Raw genomic sequence first — 18,187 nt, forward strand, 5'->3', positions numbered from 1 at the left:
AAATCCCCGATGACACGCTAGGCAGCGATAACGTTTTCGGGCAATTTGCTTTTGATGATTACCATTGCCTTCTACTTGTTGAGACTGGCAGTGAGGGCAGCTGACGCCATCAGGCCAACGTCTCTGACGAATAAACTGGTAGCATTGCTCATCATTTACCAGTTGTTTGATATTGATCATTCTTTGCTTATTACTGACTTAATTTACCCAAATAGACGTGCATAATACATCTTTGGTTGTATTATATGCTACCCCCTAGGAATCCATATAGAGCCAAAAAAATTACTATTTTTAGAGTTTCTCTCTAGATTAAATTGACTAAAATTCAACCAAAAAAACCAAATCAATTCAGCAGGCTTTTTCTCAGCTGAAACTGCTTGGTTTTAAACAAAAATTTTTTTAACTTCTAGCGTTCAAAAAATTCTTGCCTGAGCTTTATATAATTACTTTAATTGTTGCACACTTGCTTAAGATTGTTACAAATTGATACACATATTATTACAATATATAAAACTATAGATAGACATTATCATTTACTTTGATACTGATCATATTATACTTGCAAAAAATTTTTGACATACATCAACATATGTATATCAAAAGGACATAATATTAACTATTCATATTATATGTTGCACGAGTGTTTAAAGGATTACTTGCAAAACTTTAAAAAATAGATTTTGGGAATATTGTTTTAAATTACCCCCTAATCTCCATTCAAATAAGCTTATAGAAGTGTCGCGCACTAGCTATCAAAAAACTATTTGAATAAACATAAATATATAATTTAGAAAAACTATAAAAAATCAGGGAATTTTTATATAAGAAATTAGATAATTACATAAAACCTTTACAGAACAAGCCACATACTAGTTAATAATGATGTCGATTAATTATAACTCTTCATTGAAAAATCATCTTCAATGAACAGAAATGACTGCAATCATATTAACTAATAACCATATCAATTCTCAGCAATGATCAACAAAAATAATTTATTGTTGAAATCAGAGTAAAGAGAGAGTAATTAAATATGATAATAACAAATGCTTACAACTATTCAGATTTTCTTAGTGGAACCGTTGATCCTAGAACTGGCATATATAGTTTTCAAATAATTCTTGGAAAAATAATTGGTTCATTTTTAGAAGGTCCAGAATTGGAGTTTAGTATTAGATACTCTTTTTTATCCAATGAAGATTTTGGGTTTGGTAAAGGGTGGTTAAGTAATCTTAGTAGATATAATCATAGATTGAAGACTCTGATTTTAGGTTATGGAAAAAGCTATCATGTTGATACGTATCAAGTAGGTGAAGAGCTTAATATTAGATATGGGAATTCAAATGAATTTAGAGCACACGTTAAACCTGATGGCAGAATCGTTATTTCCTATAAATCAGGCATCAAAGAATACCTAAACTGTTATGGTTTTTTGGAAAAAATAGAGCAACTGGATGGTCGCTCTTTAATTATTGAATATAAAATGCCAAGTGATAGAGGTAAGATAAAGTCAATTTCTGACAATAAGGGACAATCTATATCATTCACATACATGGCTGGCGAGGTTTTAGTCGAAAAAAACACTCAAAAACAGCTTGCAGTTCGTATTAGTGATAAACAGCTTAAAAGTGTTAAATTATCAGATGAAGAAAAATTTATATTTCAATATCGAAAAATAAATTCATATTATGTATTAAAGAGTATTATTCATCCGTCTGGTGCTACAGAATCATTAACATATGATCTAGAAGGGTTAAGAACGCCAGAAGGATGCCTTATGAGTACACTTCCTGCCATCATCAACCATCGTATCTATGGTAGTGATATTAATGAGCAAAACAAACGTTATGAGTATAGTCGACATAACTATTTAGGGTTTTCTGCTGGAGCAAAGTATGTAGAAGGAAGAGACAACTTGTACGAGCGTTCACAAGACTATTTATATACATCTTATGAGTACACAGAAAATAAAAAAATTTCTAGGACTTATAATAGATTCCATTTATTGATTCAGGAAGAGGTGACTGACTATCATAAAAACATCACTATCTCAAACCGAGAAATAAGTTATTTATGTGATCCGCAAGTACCATTTTCTCAGCAACCTCCAACATATTCATTACCCGTAAAAGATAAAACAACATATTATAACCAGAATGGTGATAGTTTTTCTGAAAGTTATACTTATGAATATGATGATTATGGGAATATAACAAAATCAACTGATCCTTTTGGAAGAACTGAATGTATTGATTATTACTTAGCAGAAGGAGAATCGGGATGTCCGCCATCACCAACTAATGTTCCAATATTCATTAAACAAAGAGTTACTTATCCTTCAAGTAAATATTTGGATGGATCAGAACATGTAGTAATGAACTGCTATACATATAAGGCATACCAACGTTATACAAATGATTATTCATACCCTTTACTAGATACTGAGGTGGTTAAAACAATTAATAATAAGATAATATTAAAGAGAAAAACTGATTATTACACCGCCGATACCACTAATGGAATTCATGGAAAAATAAAGTCTGAAACAGTACAAGTTGGATTACGTATAGCCAAGGATAATTATAAATACACAATCAGAAATAATGAAATCACAATTTCTTACATATACTCTATAAATGATAACAAAAAGTATCAAGAGTCAACTGTATTTAATCTTTCACATGGTAATAAAGTAGAAACCAGAGATAGAAATGGCATTATTTCACAGTTTGAGTATGATATATTTATGCGTCCAACTATTGAAAGAACATATGTTGGAACATCATATCAATCTGAGATTGTTTACAATTATTCATTTGGAGCTAAAGAAAAATATATCCGTAAAACAGATAGTGTAGGATGTATTGAGCAATATAATATAGATTGTCTTGGACGTGTTATATGCATTTATAAAAATAGCATTGGATGTCGATTAGAAAAATATCAAAGTATGACATATGATTATCTAGGGAATGTATCATCTGTAACTAAATATGATACTGATATAAACCAAGATGAGTATCAATATACAACACAGTATGAGTATGATATATGGGGAAATCAATGCAAAAAGATACTTCCCTCAGGTTTAATTTATGAAACCGTACATGACAAGCCAAACAAAACAAAAACAGTATATTTAAAATCATTAAATGGAAATAAAGTCGAAATTGAGGCATGCCAATTTAATGAAGATAATCAAGAGATAACGAATAAATCGCAGGGTAAAACTAGTTATCGAAAATATAATGGTACAGGTTTACTAGTTGAGGAAAGTGGAACTTATGAAGGGGTTGTCAGATATGAGTATGATGAAATCGGTCGAGTAGTTAGTGAAACAATTGGTGATAATTTTACGGTAAAAAAATGCTATGATACTGACTCACTTGATGAATACGTGACAGAGTTAAAAGTTAATAATGTATTAGTAGGCTCAAGAAGTTATGATTATTTAGGAAGAGTTATAGTTGAATCTAAGTACGGTTTACCTGAGACAAATTATAATTATAAAGATAGCTGGTTAGAACCTATATCAATAAAATATAACAATATAACAATACAAAGAACGTTGGACAAGTCATTTGGTAAGGTAGTTCATGAGAATAGTAATACTGGTGACATTGCTATTGAATATCAATATACTTTACCAGAGTGTGAGTTAAAATCAGTAAAAAACAGTCACTCCCAAAAAAATTTGACATATTACAATAATGGGTTATTAAAGAGTATACAGCAGGATGGCCGATGTCTAGAATATGTTTATTCTAGACAAGGTAATGTCTTAAAAAGAACAGATTTTTTTGGGAATACTGAATACAGATTATATAATACTTCAGGGTATCTCTCTGAAATAAACACCGGACTGCAGAAATGTTACTTCCGTTATAATGAGTTTGATCTTCCATCTGAAGAATTAATAATAGTCTCTGATGGAGAGAGACTTAATCATCAGCTATATTATGATAGTGAACTACGGTTTGAAAAGAAGATTTCACTGCTGAATAATACAATAATTTGTCAACAGGCATTCATATACGATAAGTATAGCCAATTAGTAGGTAAAAGTGTTATAAACGAAACAGGAGATAAAACACTTGAATTTTATGTCTATGATAATTTAGGAAGGTTAACTGAATATAGTGCTGAAGGTGTTGATGCTGCTCGTTTTAGGGATAATAATGAACCTATAAAAACGCAGCAATATACATATAATGAATTAGGTGATATTAAGTCAACTACAACAACTTACTTAAAAGATGGAGTTTTATGTAAAGATATACAAGAGTTCAAATATCATGAAGATCACCAAGGGCAAATTACATCTTTACAGTATAACAACAGTGAAATTATAAACATTGAGTATGATTTAAATGGAAATTTAATTCGTGATGAAAAAGGTTTTCAATACAAATATAACTCACTAAACCAAGTTAGTGAAGTTTTAAGTGCATCAGGTGATAAACTAGCAAGTTATCGTTATGATGGACTTGGCAATCAAATAACTTGTATTGGACATGATAAACCACCTCACCATCGTTATTTTGATCAACAAGATTTAATAAATGAAAGTCAAGGTGAATATGTTAGTTATTCACTTAATGGAAACAATGGAATACTATTTAGAGCGATTGACAATGAAGGAGAAAAACAGCGTATAGATTTTCTTGTCACCAATCATCAGTATAGCCCCATTTACTCTATTCAAAACAAAACTATCAGAAAAAAAAATTATCAACCGTTTGGTAGCCATTTTTAAATCAAACATTCAATCGAGATCTATTAATGAAACTTTTAAATTTATTCGGCAACACCTTTTTAGGATTTTCCGCTTTTATTACTTGTTCTTCTTTTGCTGGAGTTTTAGACTCTTCACGTTATTATATTCAAGATATTCGCGTCGAAACAGACTTAGGTCACGGTCAACCCTATCAAATATATGCAAATGGAAAAATGCAGGCACCTGTCTATGTAAAAATTAAAGCAATAGATTCAGAAACGAGAAAACCTGTGGTAATTCCTAATGATGAACTTATATCTGCGACCTATCTATTTGATAAGCAAACAGGAATTAATTTAACTTATAAAAATTACTTTAGTAATGAGCATGACGCAAATTGGATTTATAGTGCAACTCAAAATCAGTACCAACATACAGTTCCAAGGTCTGCTGGATATGCTGTAAGTGCTGTTAACTCCACCTCCATAAGTGTGTACAGGAACCGGCATATTGGACAGGGATGGAGCCAGTTAACTTATTGGGTATCAAGTAAGGAAACTCACTATAGTAAAAATATTTGTGTGGAAATTGCTATGAATGATGGGAATAATATAAATAGTTGTGATACGTTATATGATGAGTTTGCTACACTGAATGCTATAGACGCATTGCACTATCGAGCTGATGATTTTACTTTTAGTTTTCATTATTTAAAGAAAACTGATAGTTGGTATGTTGGTTACTGGCAGCTTACCCCCAAAAACAAACAAATAAAATTATTTGGGTTAGAATGGGAAACCCCATTACAGGAAGGCTCAAATTTTTTCAGAGCCATGGATTATTTTCGTCCAGCTGGTGGTCACTTAAGTCTTACAGGCGGAAATACAACTGCAAAATCACTGATTTTATACCCTTATAAGCCTTCTGTAGAGCCGCGAACTATACGTGATTATGTTCGCATTTGGAATATTGAAGGAAATCAACGTGAGGATTACTCATATGATCTTGAGTTATCGACAGATAATCTCAAGTTTATTCAGGGCCAAGGAAGTTATAGTGATTATACGGTATGTGTTTATGTAACAAAAAATATTTGTAGTCGCGTTAAAAAGGATGGTAACTATGTAAATACCACAAGTAATGATTCCTATTTGTACAACTTACGTCCAAAGTTTAGAGTATATGATCAGTTTGGGAACGTTGCACGTTTAAAACTTGTCGACAGCAATACTGTAGATAGCTTGGGGTGGGATGATTACCAAATTGCTAATGATGAGTAATGAACATGAGAATAAAAGATAAAAAAACTATCGCTTTGCATCAAGCGAACTTAATTAATGTGCCTTGCCTATCCAGGCGAGGCTTTTTAATCAAGAGTTCTTATTTGCTTTCTGCTACATCCCTACTATCACTTAATATTCCTGCTAAAGCAGCTATTTCATTAAATAATACATCATCTGATAATCTTTCATTAATTATCTTGCACGATAGAATTGGTTTTAATGGAGAGTATATAGACCCTATTACGAACGTTTACCATTTAGGTAATGGTTATCGTATATATAATCCAAGATTAATGCGTTTTCATTCAATTGATAGTTTAAGCCCTTTTGGAGATGGAGGGATTAATGGATATAGTTATTGTCTGGGAGACCCATTAAACTTAGTGGATCCTACAGGCCATATCAGCTGGCAGGCAGGGGTTGCAATAGGTTTAGGTATTGCCGCAATATTAATTGGTATTGTTACCTTGGGGGCTGGAATAGCGGCCTCTGCGGGGTTAGTTACTGGAGCGGCAGCAATTACAACAGCAGGTGTGCTGAAAGCAGGACTAGGTGTTGCATCAGGACTATCAGGCATAATCAGTGGTGGTTTAGGTATTGCTTCTGGGGTTTTAAGTGAAACACACCCTATGCTTTCAACTAATTTAGGTTATGCTGCCCTTGCATTTGGGATAACCTCTGCTGTGACAGGAATAGGGTCATTATTTGCAGGAGCAAGAGTAGCTTCAGCAGCAACACGTGTTATACGGACACCTCTCAGCTCCGGGCTATTAGGCTCAAGAAGCACAGGCCAAGTCACGCTAAAACTGTCAGATAGTATTGCACGGTATAACCCAAGATTTGTTGCTAAAGCACTCAATAAAACTTTTCACAATGAACTGCCATTTCATAGAATAGCTATTTCAGGTGAAAAAGCACCTTCATTATTTAAAGGTTCTAGTTTTATCACTCAGTCTTATGCTCAGCAATTATCAAATCATACAGGAAAACAGGTGATAGAGCTCGCACGCCGAGGGGCAGCCATTGCTCCACAGTCAAGAAGAGCAAGTAGTGTTCCTAGTATTTTAAATAGTTCTGTTGCCGTCACCAAAAGTGCAGCTTGGACACCAACTCGAGTATTCGGACCATCAAGAGTACTTTATACAGCAGGTATGATTGGTCGCTCATTAATGGTTGATTAATGATAGCACTATTATAATCAGATCGTAGCTTAAGTGGTTCTGACTGCAATAGGCTATGACGCGATAAGTCAGGAAATAAAGGAGTCAAAACCGTGTTGTCGCTAGAACAAATATATCAGTACAACATTAGCCTACTCAAAAAAGCACAAGTCCCATTTGAACAATCGGAGCATGAGCCTATTTTAGACTTTGAAACGGATGCTCGTATTGCAAAAGCACTTGGCTGGACAGCAGCTCCTACCAAAAGCTTATTTCTCAAACTAAAAGGTGGCAATTATTGTGTTTTTTTAACGCACAGAGACCAGCGACTCGATGCCAAACTCATCAAAAATATCATTGGTAAGCGCCCAGCTATTGGTAGCGATACAGAAATGACCGAAGTCACTGGTTGTGTTCCAGGCGCCCTATGCCCTTTTGGTCTACCGAGAGAAATACCCTTGATAGTTGACCCACTGCTTACCACCTTTCAAGACATAATGTATACACCCGGTAAACCCGAAATGACCATTGCATTTGCTGGCGCGGCATTACCCAATCTATTAGAACATATTGAAAATCAAACTAAGTGGTTAACGGATATATCTGTTTAATGTTTATACCCAGGACAATTGCAGTTCAAAATAATTTTTGATGCGTACTTTCAAGTAATAAGTGCAATTGACCTGTGTTCACTCCTAAAAGAGTGTATCCAAATAATGAAAGTTTTGATCAAGCAGTCCTACTAATACAGTCCTGCCATCTGCAGCTACACGAAACTCACCATATGCAGCTTCACTGAGTAAACTCGCTTTGCCTTCCTCAAATAAATAGCTTTCTGCACCTAGTTTTACATGTTCGCCATAACGACGATAATGTAAGAGTAATTCACCTTTTTTCAATGGTTTTCCTGGCTGATGGATACCCACAAAAGATGCTACCTGTTGTTTATCAAGCTGGATAATCAACTGTCCTTCTGCTGCTAACTGATGGGCCGGTACTTCATTGACTATTGCATAGCGTAAGCGCATGTAGTCTCCCTGCATCAAAGAACGTGGATCAACGGGTGCTAGCGCTAATCGAACCTGTTGCCCAGAGTCTAGTACATGCTCCTTTTGAAAAATACTCCAGTTAATTGCTACCATGACCAGCAACCAGCCAGCCACGATGCCCCAGCGCTGAAGCGGACTGATCATACATCATGCTCCTTGAAAAAAAGACCTAATAACCAGCGTACTAACAACATAGCACTGCCACTAGCCATTAATAAGTAGGACTTATCCAATAACGAAATTTGCAGGTTGTAGTAAAAAATACTTAAAAAGACGACTAAAAAGAGATAAGCAATCACTTTTAAAAACCTGTCAGCTAAAATATAAGCCAATATCAGTATAAATAGTGAAAGCAACAATCCAGAGTTCGCAAAAAGCGCCAAAATAACACATGAAATAACGACAATATAAAACCAAGGCTGATTCCAAGGTGTGTCAGTACTGATATGCAATGCCAGTAATAATAACCCTACAGCCATTCCAACTCGAAATGCAGGCTCAACAGCCGCAATAATGGTTACTAAACGAGCATCAAAACCGGGTACCCAAATAGGCAGAAGTACACTTATGGGTAATAATATTGATACTGCATAAGCCAAGGGCAATAGCGCTGGCAGCGGCCTTAAGCCAACAAAAAATAATAATTGCAATAATAATAGTGACCATGTCCACATTATAATCCCGATATGACTTGGTTCATCATAAAGCCAGATAAAGACTAAAATCCCCAGCAACATACACTGTATAAAACGAAATGAATTGCTTGCCACAAATGGATAGCTCATCCCAGTCAGCAAAGCTTGCATTACCACAATGGGTAGTAAAGTATCAGTTCCCCAAAACTCTCCCATTCCAAAAAGTACAAGCCCATTCCCAGCAATCCCCAGAGCTAAAGCTAAATGCCGAAAAAAAACACGTTGTGTAGAATTAACCCAAAAAATAGCGCCCATTAACAACAAGAAGCCATACCCCATGGCGTTCATGCCTTTATCGAACAAACCTGCAGCGAGCAAACTGGCTAGAAAAAATAATGCTGCCACCCAGCCACTCACCGCAATTAAAATGCGAAAAACCAGAGGATCTTGAGGCTGCTGACGTTGCTCAAACACTCTTAATACATGTTGCTGCTGTTCTACTGAAAGCTGAGTACTAATCTCTGGTGATGCTAATAGCGCCTGCACACTGTCGTAGGTTTTCACTCTTTTGCCTCCTTGCGCATCAGCTGTGCCTGACTGCGTAAAATAAACACCAGCAGTGAAATGGTAGTCACAATCAATAAGCCAAATATAAACAGCGTAGAAGTATCCGTTAATCGCATATCAGACACTTGATGTAATAACCAAACTAATAAAACAACAGTTAGTTGCAGTGAAGTTATGGTTAGTCCATAAATTTGCTGACTGATAAAGCGATAAAAAACAATCAAAATACACGACAGTACTAACCAGGTAATTGCGATGCCCCAGGTTTGGGGAGTAACATGGTAATCATCTATGGCAATTTTTAAGGCAGGAATAGCCATCACACCGAGCATAACAGTTACATATAGCCAATGAAATTTACTCGCCAGCACAGAAGTACGCGTCTGTTTATAATTAATTAATAATATAAAGCCAGCTAATAAAGCCATACTTACCCAGCGTAAATCAATCCAAGCGGTAAACTGAATAGACAACACTTGTTCCCAAACTAGCCAACAAGCAACTTCACTCACCACAAACCATATCGCCCAAGGTGCCGGTAACCGGGCTAATGCGACCCAAGGTAAGGTGACTACAGCCCACGACAAGAACAAGGTATAAGCATCAGCTCCCGTTTGGTAAATTTGCCCAAAGACAGCGAAAAGTATCCCCGTAAGCACTACCGCCGAGGTTAGCAACACCTGTCGTGCAGCAAGGGAAAAACGTGAAACTAAAGACAGCAGTGCAGTTAACGTTACACCGGCTTCTAGTAGTCCTAGCTTGCCAAAGCGATGAAGTTCCTGCCAATTGTAGGCAAAAAAGAACATAATACCCGCCAGTAGAAGTATGCTACCAATCAGCATTAAATGTCGCTCAGCCCAGCGCAGCCAGTAATCATCAGGCCTGATCATATCCAGCGCCTGATAGTAAGCCTGGCGTGGTAAAGCGCCCTGCTGAAATAAATGATGGAGCTGTTTAGGTGTAGGAGGAGTAGGCTTTGTTGAAGTGGTCATTGATGAAGTTAAAGTCATAGTGATATTGACAATCTTAATGTCTGCCTTTGACGTTGCCATGTTAACCAGCTCAACTACACTCGTCACCTGTAAGATAAGCTAAGCTGTAACTAGAACACAGAGTATTTTGTTAAGTAGTCCTTGAACTGTTGGTGTTACACAAAAAGTATTGCAAAATAGTTCACATTTTATAGAACTATCTTGATCCACTACTTTTGCCGATAGGTTAAATTTATCAAGCTACATGCAGAGCGAAGGTGTACAGGGAAGAAACCTTATCAACCTTCTCGCCCTATTCGCCAGCATGTAACTTCAGGAAGTAACTCAGCGCGAGTTAGGGATCAGGGTGATAGGACTCCCCACCAGCGGGATGCAACAAAGAAAGCTTGGCATACAATTTACCCTTTGGAGCATTATTGGCAATGAAGTTTTTAGCCACCTTTTTGTTAATCTTGATCACCTGCAATGACGCGTGGGCTATTCGAAAAGTTCGAATCTGTTCTGATCGAGGCCTTTGGTACCCGTTCATGATGACTGAACGTGGTGAGGCGAAAGGCATGCATATCGATATTATCCGCATGGCCATGAAAAACATGGATGTAAAACTAGAAATACCCCCCCTGCCCTGGAGTCGCTGTTTACGTGATGCACAGAAAGGACGCTATGATGGCGTAGCGACTGCATCTTATAAAGACGAGCGAGCAGAGTTTCTGATTTATCCCCCTGATGCCAAGACAGCGGTGAAATCGCAATTTCGCGTCTCTCAGGTCGAGTATGTCGTTGTCACCACGGCAGATAACCCCTATGAGTACGATGGCGAGCTAAAAAGCATCCCACAGCCTGTCAGAACACCAAAAGGTTACTCTATAGCTGAAGACTTGGAAAAAGCGGGACTCTTTGTCAGCTCAACGGCATTGGGTGATAAGCAAACCTTACAAAACCTGCTGCGGGACAATAAAGGCTCGGTAGTCACCATCCCCAATGTGATTCAGCACCTAAGTAAATCACCGGCCTTTTCTGGAAAACTAAAAATCAGTAAAACTCCAATTAAATCTAAATCCTACTTTTTAGCATTCGCTAAACAAAGCCGACTCACCGTGGATGAAATGAACCAAATATGGAGTGAAATTGCTCGTATTCGTGAAGATAATGCAATCATGACCGAGATTGCTGAAAAATATTAATACTAAACTTCTATTTACTTTCTGAGTGCCTGATCATTAATTGCTTATTACCTGATCAGGCATTCCCCTCCCCTTTTTATCATTAGTTTTCATCCCTGTATTATTTTTATTTCACTTAAGCGTTTTTGTACTAGACTGGAATACAAAGTCACTTATTGGTGATGATGGGAAAAAACGAACGATTTAGCTAGATTGACGATAAGAGCAATAATAGCCATCGTGCTCATGGGGATTACGCTTAACAGGGGATTGGTAGTCAGCCATTTGATTCACCTAAGGACAGGGACATAACCCCCAATAGCCACAATTGAATTTGAGGCAATGTTCGCTAGGTGTAGGCTATGTCCATATATCCAAAAAGTATTCGCGCACGACTTATTTTAGAGTTTACTATTGTAGTAACTATTGTATTAGCTCTGTTTGGTTACTATAACTACAGCCGAACCGCTTCCCAGCTGGAAGAAAATTTAACCCAGCAAGCTAAAGCCACGATTGAACGTCTCTCTGTCAGCTTACCTGGTCCTATCTGGAACTATGAGCCCGAATTTATTGATAAAAATGTTATGTCAGAGATGCAGGCTGATTTTGTCAGCGGCATTAGTGTTAAGTCTAAAACTGAGGTTTTAGCCCTGTTTATCAAAGATGATGCTGGGGAAATCGGCAAGTCTAAGGCCTTACCCAAAGACTTCTCTGATAAGCTGAGTGAAACCTTACTTTTTAATGATGATGGTGAGCTGCAAGAAGTAGGGACCGTTGAAATATTCATAGACGACTCAAAAGTTCAAGAGATACTGCAGGGCGTACTGATGCGCCAAGTCATTCAGGCGTTAATTCTGGATGTACTCATTGCACTCCTGATTTTCTTCATCATCATGCGTATTGTCCTTAAACCACTCAATCAAATTGGTACCGCTATTAATGATATTGCTAGTGGTGAAGGTGATCTCACACAGCGCTTAGACACTAATTCTGCGACTGAAATCAGTGCACTGGCTCAAGGCTTCAACGGCTTTGTTGAAAACCTGCAAACCATCGTTACCGAGCTGTTTTCACTCTCTGAAAAGCTCCAGTCAACCGCACTTGAGAGTCGCCAGATTATTGATGAAACCTCTGAAGGGGTTCTCAATCAGCAAACCAAAATTGATATGGTAGCCACAGCAACGTCCGAGATGTCCCAGTCCATTGGTAATGTTGCCAATAATGCCAATGCCGCTTCAGAGTCAGCTTCTGATGCTAATCACAAAGCAGAAGAAGGTAATCACATCGTTAACCAGGCTGTTACCGTTATTCAGTCTCTGGCCAATGAGATCACTTCAGTCACCCAGGCCACACAACAGCTCATTACTGAAGGTGAGAATATCGGTACAGTACTTGATGTCATCAAGAGTATTTCTGAGCAAACCAACTTACTCGCACTCAATGCCGCGATTGAAGCTGCCCGCGCTGGAGAAGCAGGAAGAGGTTTTGCTGTCGTTGCCGATGAAGTTCGCACACTTGCCCAAAAAACCAATGAGTCTACCGATGAAATTCATCAGAGTATTCTCAACCTTCGCTCTTGTAGCGAAACCGTTGAAAAAGGCATTGTCAACCTAGAACACCATGCATCAAGTGGCGTAACCAAGGTATCTGATGCAGGTGAAGCCATTAATAAAATTTTGGATGCTGTCAATACCATTGCTGAAATGAACTCGCACATAGCTGAAGCATCCCAGGAACAAAGCTCTGTCATCAGTGAGATCAATGAAAACATTGTTAACATATCAATGGTTGCTGAAGAAACCGCTGAGCGAGCCAAAGAAACCGGAGAGAAAAGCGGTGAAGTCGAAACGTTGGCCAATAATATTCAAGACATGATGAGCCGCTTTAAAATCTAACCCACAAAATATAAACCCACGTCCCAACCTCTCTTATGAACAAACCCAACCTTTGCAGCCTTCGGGCTGCATTTTTTTGGGACCTAAAATATTGTCAAGAACCCGCCTGCTGAGGAAAAGCAGGCTGTTCTAATAAGCGCTTCATTGCTTTCTGTGTCCGTAACCATACTTGTTGCAAGTCATCCCATATCCCTTCCATTTCTTTACTATCATGCTCAGCGGCTTCAACTAGTGCCTGACAAGCTTCCGCCAGTGGACCCGCCGAAATAACGTTTGCAGCCGCTTTAAACTTCCCTCCCATCTTTTTAATCTGCACCATATCACCTGCTTTGATGGCTTGTTCGAGGGCTAACATACAAAGCTCACCTAGCTCCTGAAACTCAAAAAGCTCCAGCTGTAAACGTTGGCCTGTTCCAAATAATCGCGTTAAGGCCATAGGGTTAACCAACATCGTTGTTACTTTTGCCAAGTCTAGACGGGTAGGTAAGGCTTCCTGTGATAGCTGAGCAGGCGGTTTAACGCCTAATGCCTGCTCACAAGCTTCTAGCAGCTCACTGGATAAGAACGGTTTGGTTTTCACAAATATAAGAGGGGCATCAGCCTTATGATGAGCATCAGCCACAGGCGATGGTGGCTCCTCATGCCCATCAAGCACAATCAAACTTACCTTTAATAGCTGGCAAACTGTGTGTAATTCATAGGGTGTCAACCCAATCAACACATCAATGCTTTCTCTCGTCGCAATGAGTAATGAAGCCTGCTGTAATGACAGAAAGTCAGCCAACTGTTCAGCCTTACTAACAATAAGAGCAGGTTGAATGGCGTGTAATCCCCAACAGTGACAATAATCCAGCAAAGTCTGACTAAACCAGCGCTCGTGACAAAGTAAAGCAGCTACCGCTTGCCCTGAAAATACAGGTAATAAACTAGGCAGTTTGATATCAAACTGCTGACTATAGGTCGCATGACAACCCATAGGGTTATAGTTTCTGATACAAAGTTCACCCTGCATTTGCTGTGCAAGCTTTCCGCTTACTGCCAAACCAAGGCCAATACCTGAAGTCGATTTCTGGTCATTCTGTGACAAGTAAAAGTAAGGTCCTGTCAGTGCTTCCTGTAGGGTGTCTGGTATACCAGGGCCAGTATCTTTGATTGAAAAAGCTATTTGCTGCTGCTTATCATTGGCCCAAAGCCGCTTAACTGAAAACGACACATGACCCTGACAGGTATATTTAACCGCATTACTCAATAAGTTTCGTAAGATCTGTACCAAATGCTGTTGATCAGCCCACACCTCAAAAGCAATACCTTGGTCAATATAAGACTTAAATTGCAGACCTTTCTGCTGACAGGCCTCATAGGTTTCAACAATCAGAGCCTCCAACACCGGTATCAGTCTAACGGGCTTGCGTTGAATGTCCACCTGTTCAGTTTCTAACGCAGCGAAGTCTTGCATATCGTTTACATTTTTTTGGAGTGCATGAATCGTATTTAACAGACGTTCAGTAATATAACGTTGGCGGGCATTTAAATGTGTCTGCTGAAGCATTTCTGCCAAGCCACTTAGCCGGTCAGTGGGACAGGCAATTTCTTGGGTCAACATAGTCAATAATTCTAGCTGTTGATGAGTAGCCTCTTCTGCGGCCTGCTTTGCCGCAAGTAAGGCTAGCTCCTGCTTTTTGCGCTGGTCAATGTCAACGATTACACCATCGAGGTGTAAAGCATCTCCTGTTTCAGAGAAAAATGCCCCCCCCTGTTCATACACCCAGCAAGGTTCACCTCGTGTTGTTTTTAACCGGTATTCAATTTCATAAGGTTTTCTCATGGCAACAGCGCGCCAAACGGTGTGATCAACCTTTTCCCGGTCTTGCTCAAAAATAATCTCCTTAAAACTGTGCAGTGCATTGCCCATCAAACCTTTAGCAGAATAACCCGTTAAGGCTTTGATATTGTCGCTAATAAACTCCATGGTCCAATGTGTGTCCAGCTTACAGCGATAAACCACACAGGATAAGTTATCCACTAAAGAACGATATCGTGCTTCACTTTCCTTTAATGTCTGCTCTGCCAAATAACGTGCCGTAATATCAGACCAGTAGCCAACCCATATCAACTGTTTATTTTGATCATTTCTTGGTAATGCCTGACCTTCAATCCAACGCACTTGACCATCAGGTAGTTGCAATCTGAAGCAGTGCTGCCACCGACTCATACGTTGCCCAGCAATTTCGAATGAGTTTTTCAGTGCCTCTCGGTCCTCAGCAACGACATGTTGCAGCAATAAGATACTATCCTGAAGCACAGCCAAGCGGTTCACTCCGTATGCTCTCGACACATTATTGCTAATAAACGAAAACGCCCACTGGCCCTCTTGATCAATTTGACACTGAAAAAGTACGACCGGACAGTGCTCTGTCACCTGAGTTAAAAGAGACTCTGCTTCACGATAACGTTGCCGTGCCTGCTCCAGCTTATCAAAGACTTCAATGGCTAATAATGCTTCTTCAAGCGCGCCATTAACAAAGCATCCATGCAAAGAAACTTGCCAGCGCCAAGGCTGACCTTTTTCACGAATCCCCTGCAGCTCAAAACAGGTTTTTTCACACTCAGCAAGATGATCAATTAAATCTCGCACATTTGGCCAAGGCTGCAAGTCAGGCAAGTTCGGTAAAAAAGCCAGCTGCGCTGCTTCCTCATGACTTGAGGCAGAACCTTCGTGAGCTACAGAAGCCTCCCTATCATCAACTTCATCCTCTAACAGTTGACGCCAGGCATAGTTCATGTGTAAGCAGTGTCCTTGCTTATTAATTAATGCAACGGGCAAGGGTAAGCTTTCAAGCAGCTGCTCCCTCAATTCTTGACCGAACTGTAAACGCTGCCAGGTCTCATCACGACTCCGTTGGAGTTGGCGAACACGATAAAATAGATAACCACAGACAGCAGCCAAACTGATGAGAAGCATTAACCATATAGTCCACAGCGGAAAATTTGCTTGAGCTTGATAGCGGTCTGTCAACCATTTTTCACGAATCTGTAAATGCTGCTGCTGACTCATACTGGATAAAGCTTTGTTAATAATGCTTTCTAGCTCAGGCCAGTCCAATCGAATTGCAAAGTGTATAGACGCAGGATCATCCTTGAGCAACGCTGCCAGCTTAAGCTTGCCTAAATATTCACGTTGAATATAGTCCGCCAGCACAGCTTGACTTCCAACAATGGCATGAGCTTCACCATCCAGCAGAATGGCTAAGCTTTCTTCTAAACTCTCTGTAATGATTAAGTTTACAAGTGGGTACTGACGCTGCAGTTTTTCTTGGATAGCATAATCCGTTACTACTGCCACAGTTTGTCCAATTAAATCATTAATATCAGTAATAAATGGAGTATCAACCCGTGTTGCAATAGCCCAAGGCATTTGCAAGTAGGGCTGACTAAACAGCATATTGAGTTTTCTCTGCTCTGTGAGCATAACAGCTGACAGCATATCCACTTTACCATACTGGATGCCTTGCAATAGCCTTCGCCAGATATCACTACCCACCACCTCAAACTGCACACCTATCTGTTTTTCCAACCATCTTAAATATTCAGCACTAATACCCACATGTTGATTATTCTTGTTGATAAAATCGAGTGGCTTCCAACTGCGATCCACACCGACCTTTATCACTGGATGTGCTTTTAACCAGGCTTTCTCGTGATCTGTGAGATTTAATGGCGGGCTTTCCAATGCTAATGCGACTGTGGGTGATACCCAGGGTTTTAGAAAACGCTGATGATGCTCCGTATTCAGCCCTTGCAACCACTTCATGAGCAAAAAATGCAACATGGAAAGATCCTGGCGAACCAGAAAAACGTATTGCCCAGCGTTTACGTCTATGGGACCCAATACATTGAAGCCTTCAAGCCCTAGTGTTTCGAAATAATAGGTTGTTCGAATCAGTTCACCGACAAACGCATCAGCCTGATTTTGCTTTACCAGCTCTAGTGCTGCTTTAACAGAGGGTGCCTGTTGAATCTGAGCCTGGGGAAGCTGTTGCTTAATGCTCGTTAGCCCTGGAAAATCATCGGATAACGCAAGCGTCTTGTTGTTAAGCTCAGCAAGTCCACTAAAGCCCCGGTTAAAACGAGGAACAACCAGCACCGGATAGCTATTAATCACCGGTATCGTCATCAATAGTTTCTTATGTTTAACCAATGGCTGGTGATTCGTTGAAACCAACACCATATGTAGTTTGCTCTGCTCGAAGGCCTGAAGTAACGATTGCACATCAGGATAAAGTCTAACGTTCAGATGAGTGATACCTAAACTGGTTTGTGCCGCAATTAAATAGTCAATCAATAGTCCTTGTAAAGATTCTTTATCAAACTTCATTAATGGCTCTGGTGACCACAGCATCCCAACATTTAGACGCTTATGAAGACCAACCCATTGCTGCTCAACAACACTAAGCGATAAATCAGGTGTTAGATGACTTCCTCCAGTGGCTGAGGCCTGAATTGGAAAAGACGTACCTACTACAGATAACGCTGGCTGCTCATTACCATAGAGTGGTTGCACACTTAGCAGTGCCCAACCCATCTCATAGAGCATTGTGAGGTAGAGATAAAGGCAAGTATGCTTTAGTACTTTCCTGGTTTGCTTCAGCATAACCTCTCGTCTCAATCAAGCCACCATAAAGTTATAGTTTTAACTAAGTTTAGCCGCTTCAATGAGATTACAGAG

11 protein-coding genes are annotated in these 18,187 nt (G+C 39.1%); 6 read left to right on the forward strand and 5 right to left on the reverse strand.

Annotated elements, in window-relative coordinates:
* Positions 1 to 180 (reverse strand): transposase (locus tag F607_RS0102020; protein WP_027706702.1); only part of this gene is annotated, 180 nt, incomplete at its 3' end.
* Positions 181 to 1,033: 853 nt separating this feature from the next.
* On the opposite strand from F607_RS0102020, the gene F607_RS0102025 reads away from it, so the two are divergent.
* From F607_RS0102025 to F607_RS0102040, 4 genes are all read left to right on the forward strand, one after another.
* Positions 1,034 to 4,756 (forward strand): RHS repeat domain-containing protein, encoded by a 3,723-nt coding sequence (locus F607_RS0102025; protein ID WP_027706703.1) that lies wholly within the window; start codon positions 1,034 to 1,036, stop codon positions 4,754 to 4,756.
* 26 nt (positions 4,757 to 4,782) lie between these two features.
* Entirely contained in the window at positions 4,783 to 5,997 is a 1,215-nt protein-coding gene (locus tag F607_RS0102030) for a hypothetical protein (protein ID WP_027706704.1), read from the forward strand.
* A 5-nt stretch (positions 5,998 to 6,002) separates the two neighbouring features.
* Positions 6,003 to 7,181: an RHS repeat-associated core domain-containing protein gene (locus tag F607_RS0102035; RefSeq protein WP_211233585.1), complete on the forward strand. Its 1,179-nt coding sequence runs from the start codon at positions 6,003 to 6,005 to the stop codon at positions 7,179 to 7,181.
* A gap of 92 nt (positions 7,182 to 7,273) precedes the next feature.
* Positions 7,274 to 7,771 (forward strand): YbaK/EbsC family protein, encoded by a 498-nt coding sequence (locus F607_RS0102040; RefSeq protein ID WP_027706706.1) that lies wholly within the window; start codon positions 7,274 to 7,276, stop codon positions 7,769 to 7,771.
* Between the two features lie 84 nt (positions 7,772 to 7,855).
* Here the strand turns inward: F607_RS0102040 and F607_RS0102045 are convergent, their stop codons facing one another.
* Genes F607_RS0102045 through F607_RS32465 form a run of 3 tightly spaced genes read right to left on the reverse strand, consistent with a single transcriptional unit; the run spans position 7,856 to position 10,463 of the window.
* Positions 7,856 to 8,353: a GDYXXLXY domain-containing protein gene (locus F607_RS0102045; RefSeq protein ID WP_027706707.1), complete on the reverse strand. Its 498-nt coding sequence runs from the start codon at positions 8,351 to 8,353 to the stop codon at positions 7,856 to 7,858.
* Entirely contained in the window at positions 8,350 to 9,408 is a 1,059-nt protein-coding gene (locus F607_RS0102050; protein WP_027706708.1) for a DUF4401 domain-containing protein, read from the reverse strand. Before F607_RS0102050 ends, F607_RS0102045 begins: the two co-directional genes overlap by 4 nt.
* The gene (locus F607_RS32465) at positions 9,405 to 10,463 is read right to left on the reverse strand and encodes a DUF2157 domain-containing protein (RefSeq protein WP_051310728.1); all 1,059 of its coding nucleotides are present in this window, start codon (positions 10,461 to 10,463) and stop codon (positions 9,405 to 9,407) included. Before F607_RS32465 ends, F607_RS0102050 begins: the two co-directional genes overlap by 4 nt.
* Before the next feature lie 467 nt (positions 10,464 to 10,930).
* Here F607_RS32465 and F607_RS0102060 point away from each other — a divergent pair, with 467 nt between their 5' ends.
* Both F607_RS0102060 and F607_RS0102065 read left to right on the forward strand, forming a co-directional pair.
* Complete coding sequence (locus tag F607_RS0102060) at positions 10,931 to 11,587, forward strand: substrate-binding periplasmic protein (RefSeq protein ID WP_169719752.1); 657 nt, start codon at positions 10,931 to 10,933, stop codon at positions 11,585 to 11,587.
* 341 nt (positions 11,588 to 11,928) lie between these two features.
* Positions 11,929 to 13,461: a methyl-accepting chemotaxis protein gene (locus F607_RS0102065; protein ID WP_027706710.1), complete on the forward strand. Its 1,533-nt coding sequence runs from the start codon at positions 11,929 to 11,931 to the stop codon at positions 13,459 to 13,461.
* Positions 13,462 to 13,555: 94 nt separating this feature from the next.
* On the opposite strand, the gene F607_RS0102070 is transcribed toward F607_RS0102065, so the two are convergent.
* Positions 13,556 to 18,112: a transporter substrate-binding domain-containing protein gene (locus F607_RS0102070; protein ID WP_084611067.1), complete on the reverse strand. Its 4,557-nt coding sequence runs from the start codon at positions 18,110 to 18,112 to the stop codon at positions 13,556 to 13,558.
* Positions 18,113 to 18,187: the final 75 nt, after the last annotated feature.

It is taken from the genome of Zooshikella ganghwensis DSM 15267, assembly GCF_000428585.1.
Taxonomy (GTDB): domain Bacteria; phylum Pseudomonadota; class Gammaproteobacteria; order Pseudomonadales; family Zooshikellaceae; genus Zooshikella; species Zooshikella ganghwensis.

Coding starts and splice junctions, on each gene's coding strand:
- F607_RS0102025 (WP_027706703.1), top strand. CDS start 1,034: ATGATAATAACAAATGCTTACAACTATTCAGATTTTCTTAGTGGAACC.
- F607_RS0102030 (WP_027706704.1), top strand. CDS start 4,783: ATGAAACTTTTAAATTTATTCGGCAACACCTTTTTAGGATTTTCCGCT.
- F607_RS0102035 (WP_211233585.1), top strand. CDS start 6,003: ATGAGAATAAAAGATAAAAAAACTATCGCTTTGCATCAAGCGAACTTA.
- F607_RS0102045 (WP_027706707.1), bottom strand. CDS start 8,353: ATGATCAGTCCGCTTCAGCGCTGGGGCATCGTGGCTGGCTGGTTGCTG.
- F607_RS32465 (WP_051310728.1), bottom strand. CDS start 10,463: ATGGCAACGTCAAAGGCAGACATTAAGATTGTCAATATCACTATGACT.
- F607_RS0102060 (WP_169719752.1), top strand. CDS start 10,931: ATGATGACTGAACGTGGTGAGGCGAAAGGCATGCATATCGATATTATC.
- F607_RS0102065 (WP_027706710.1), top strand. CDS start 11,929: ATGTCCATATATCCAAAAAGTATTCGCGCACGACTTATTTTAGAGTTT.
- F607_RS0102070 (WP_084611067.1), bottom strand. CDS start 18,112: ATGCTGAAGCAAACCAGGAAAGTACTAAAGCATACTTGCCTTTATCTC.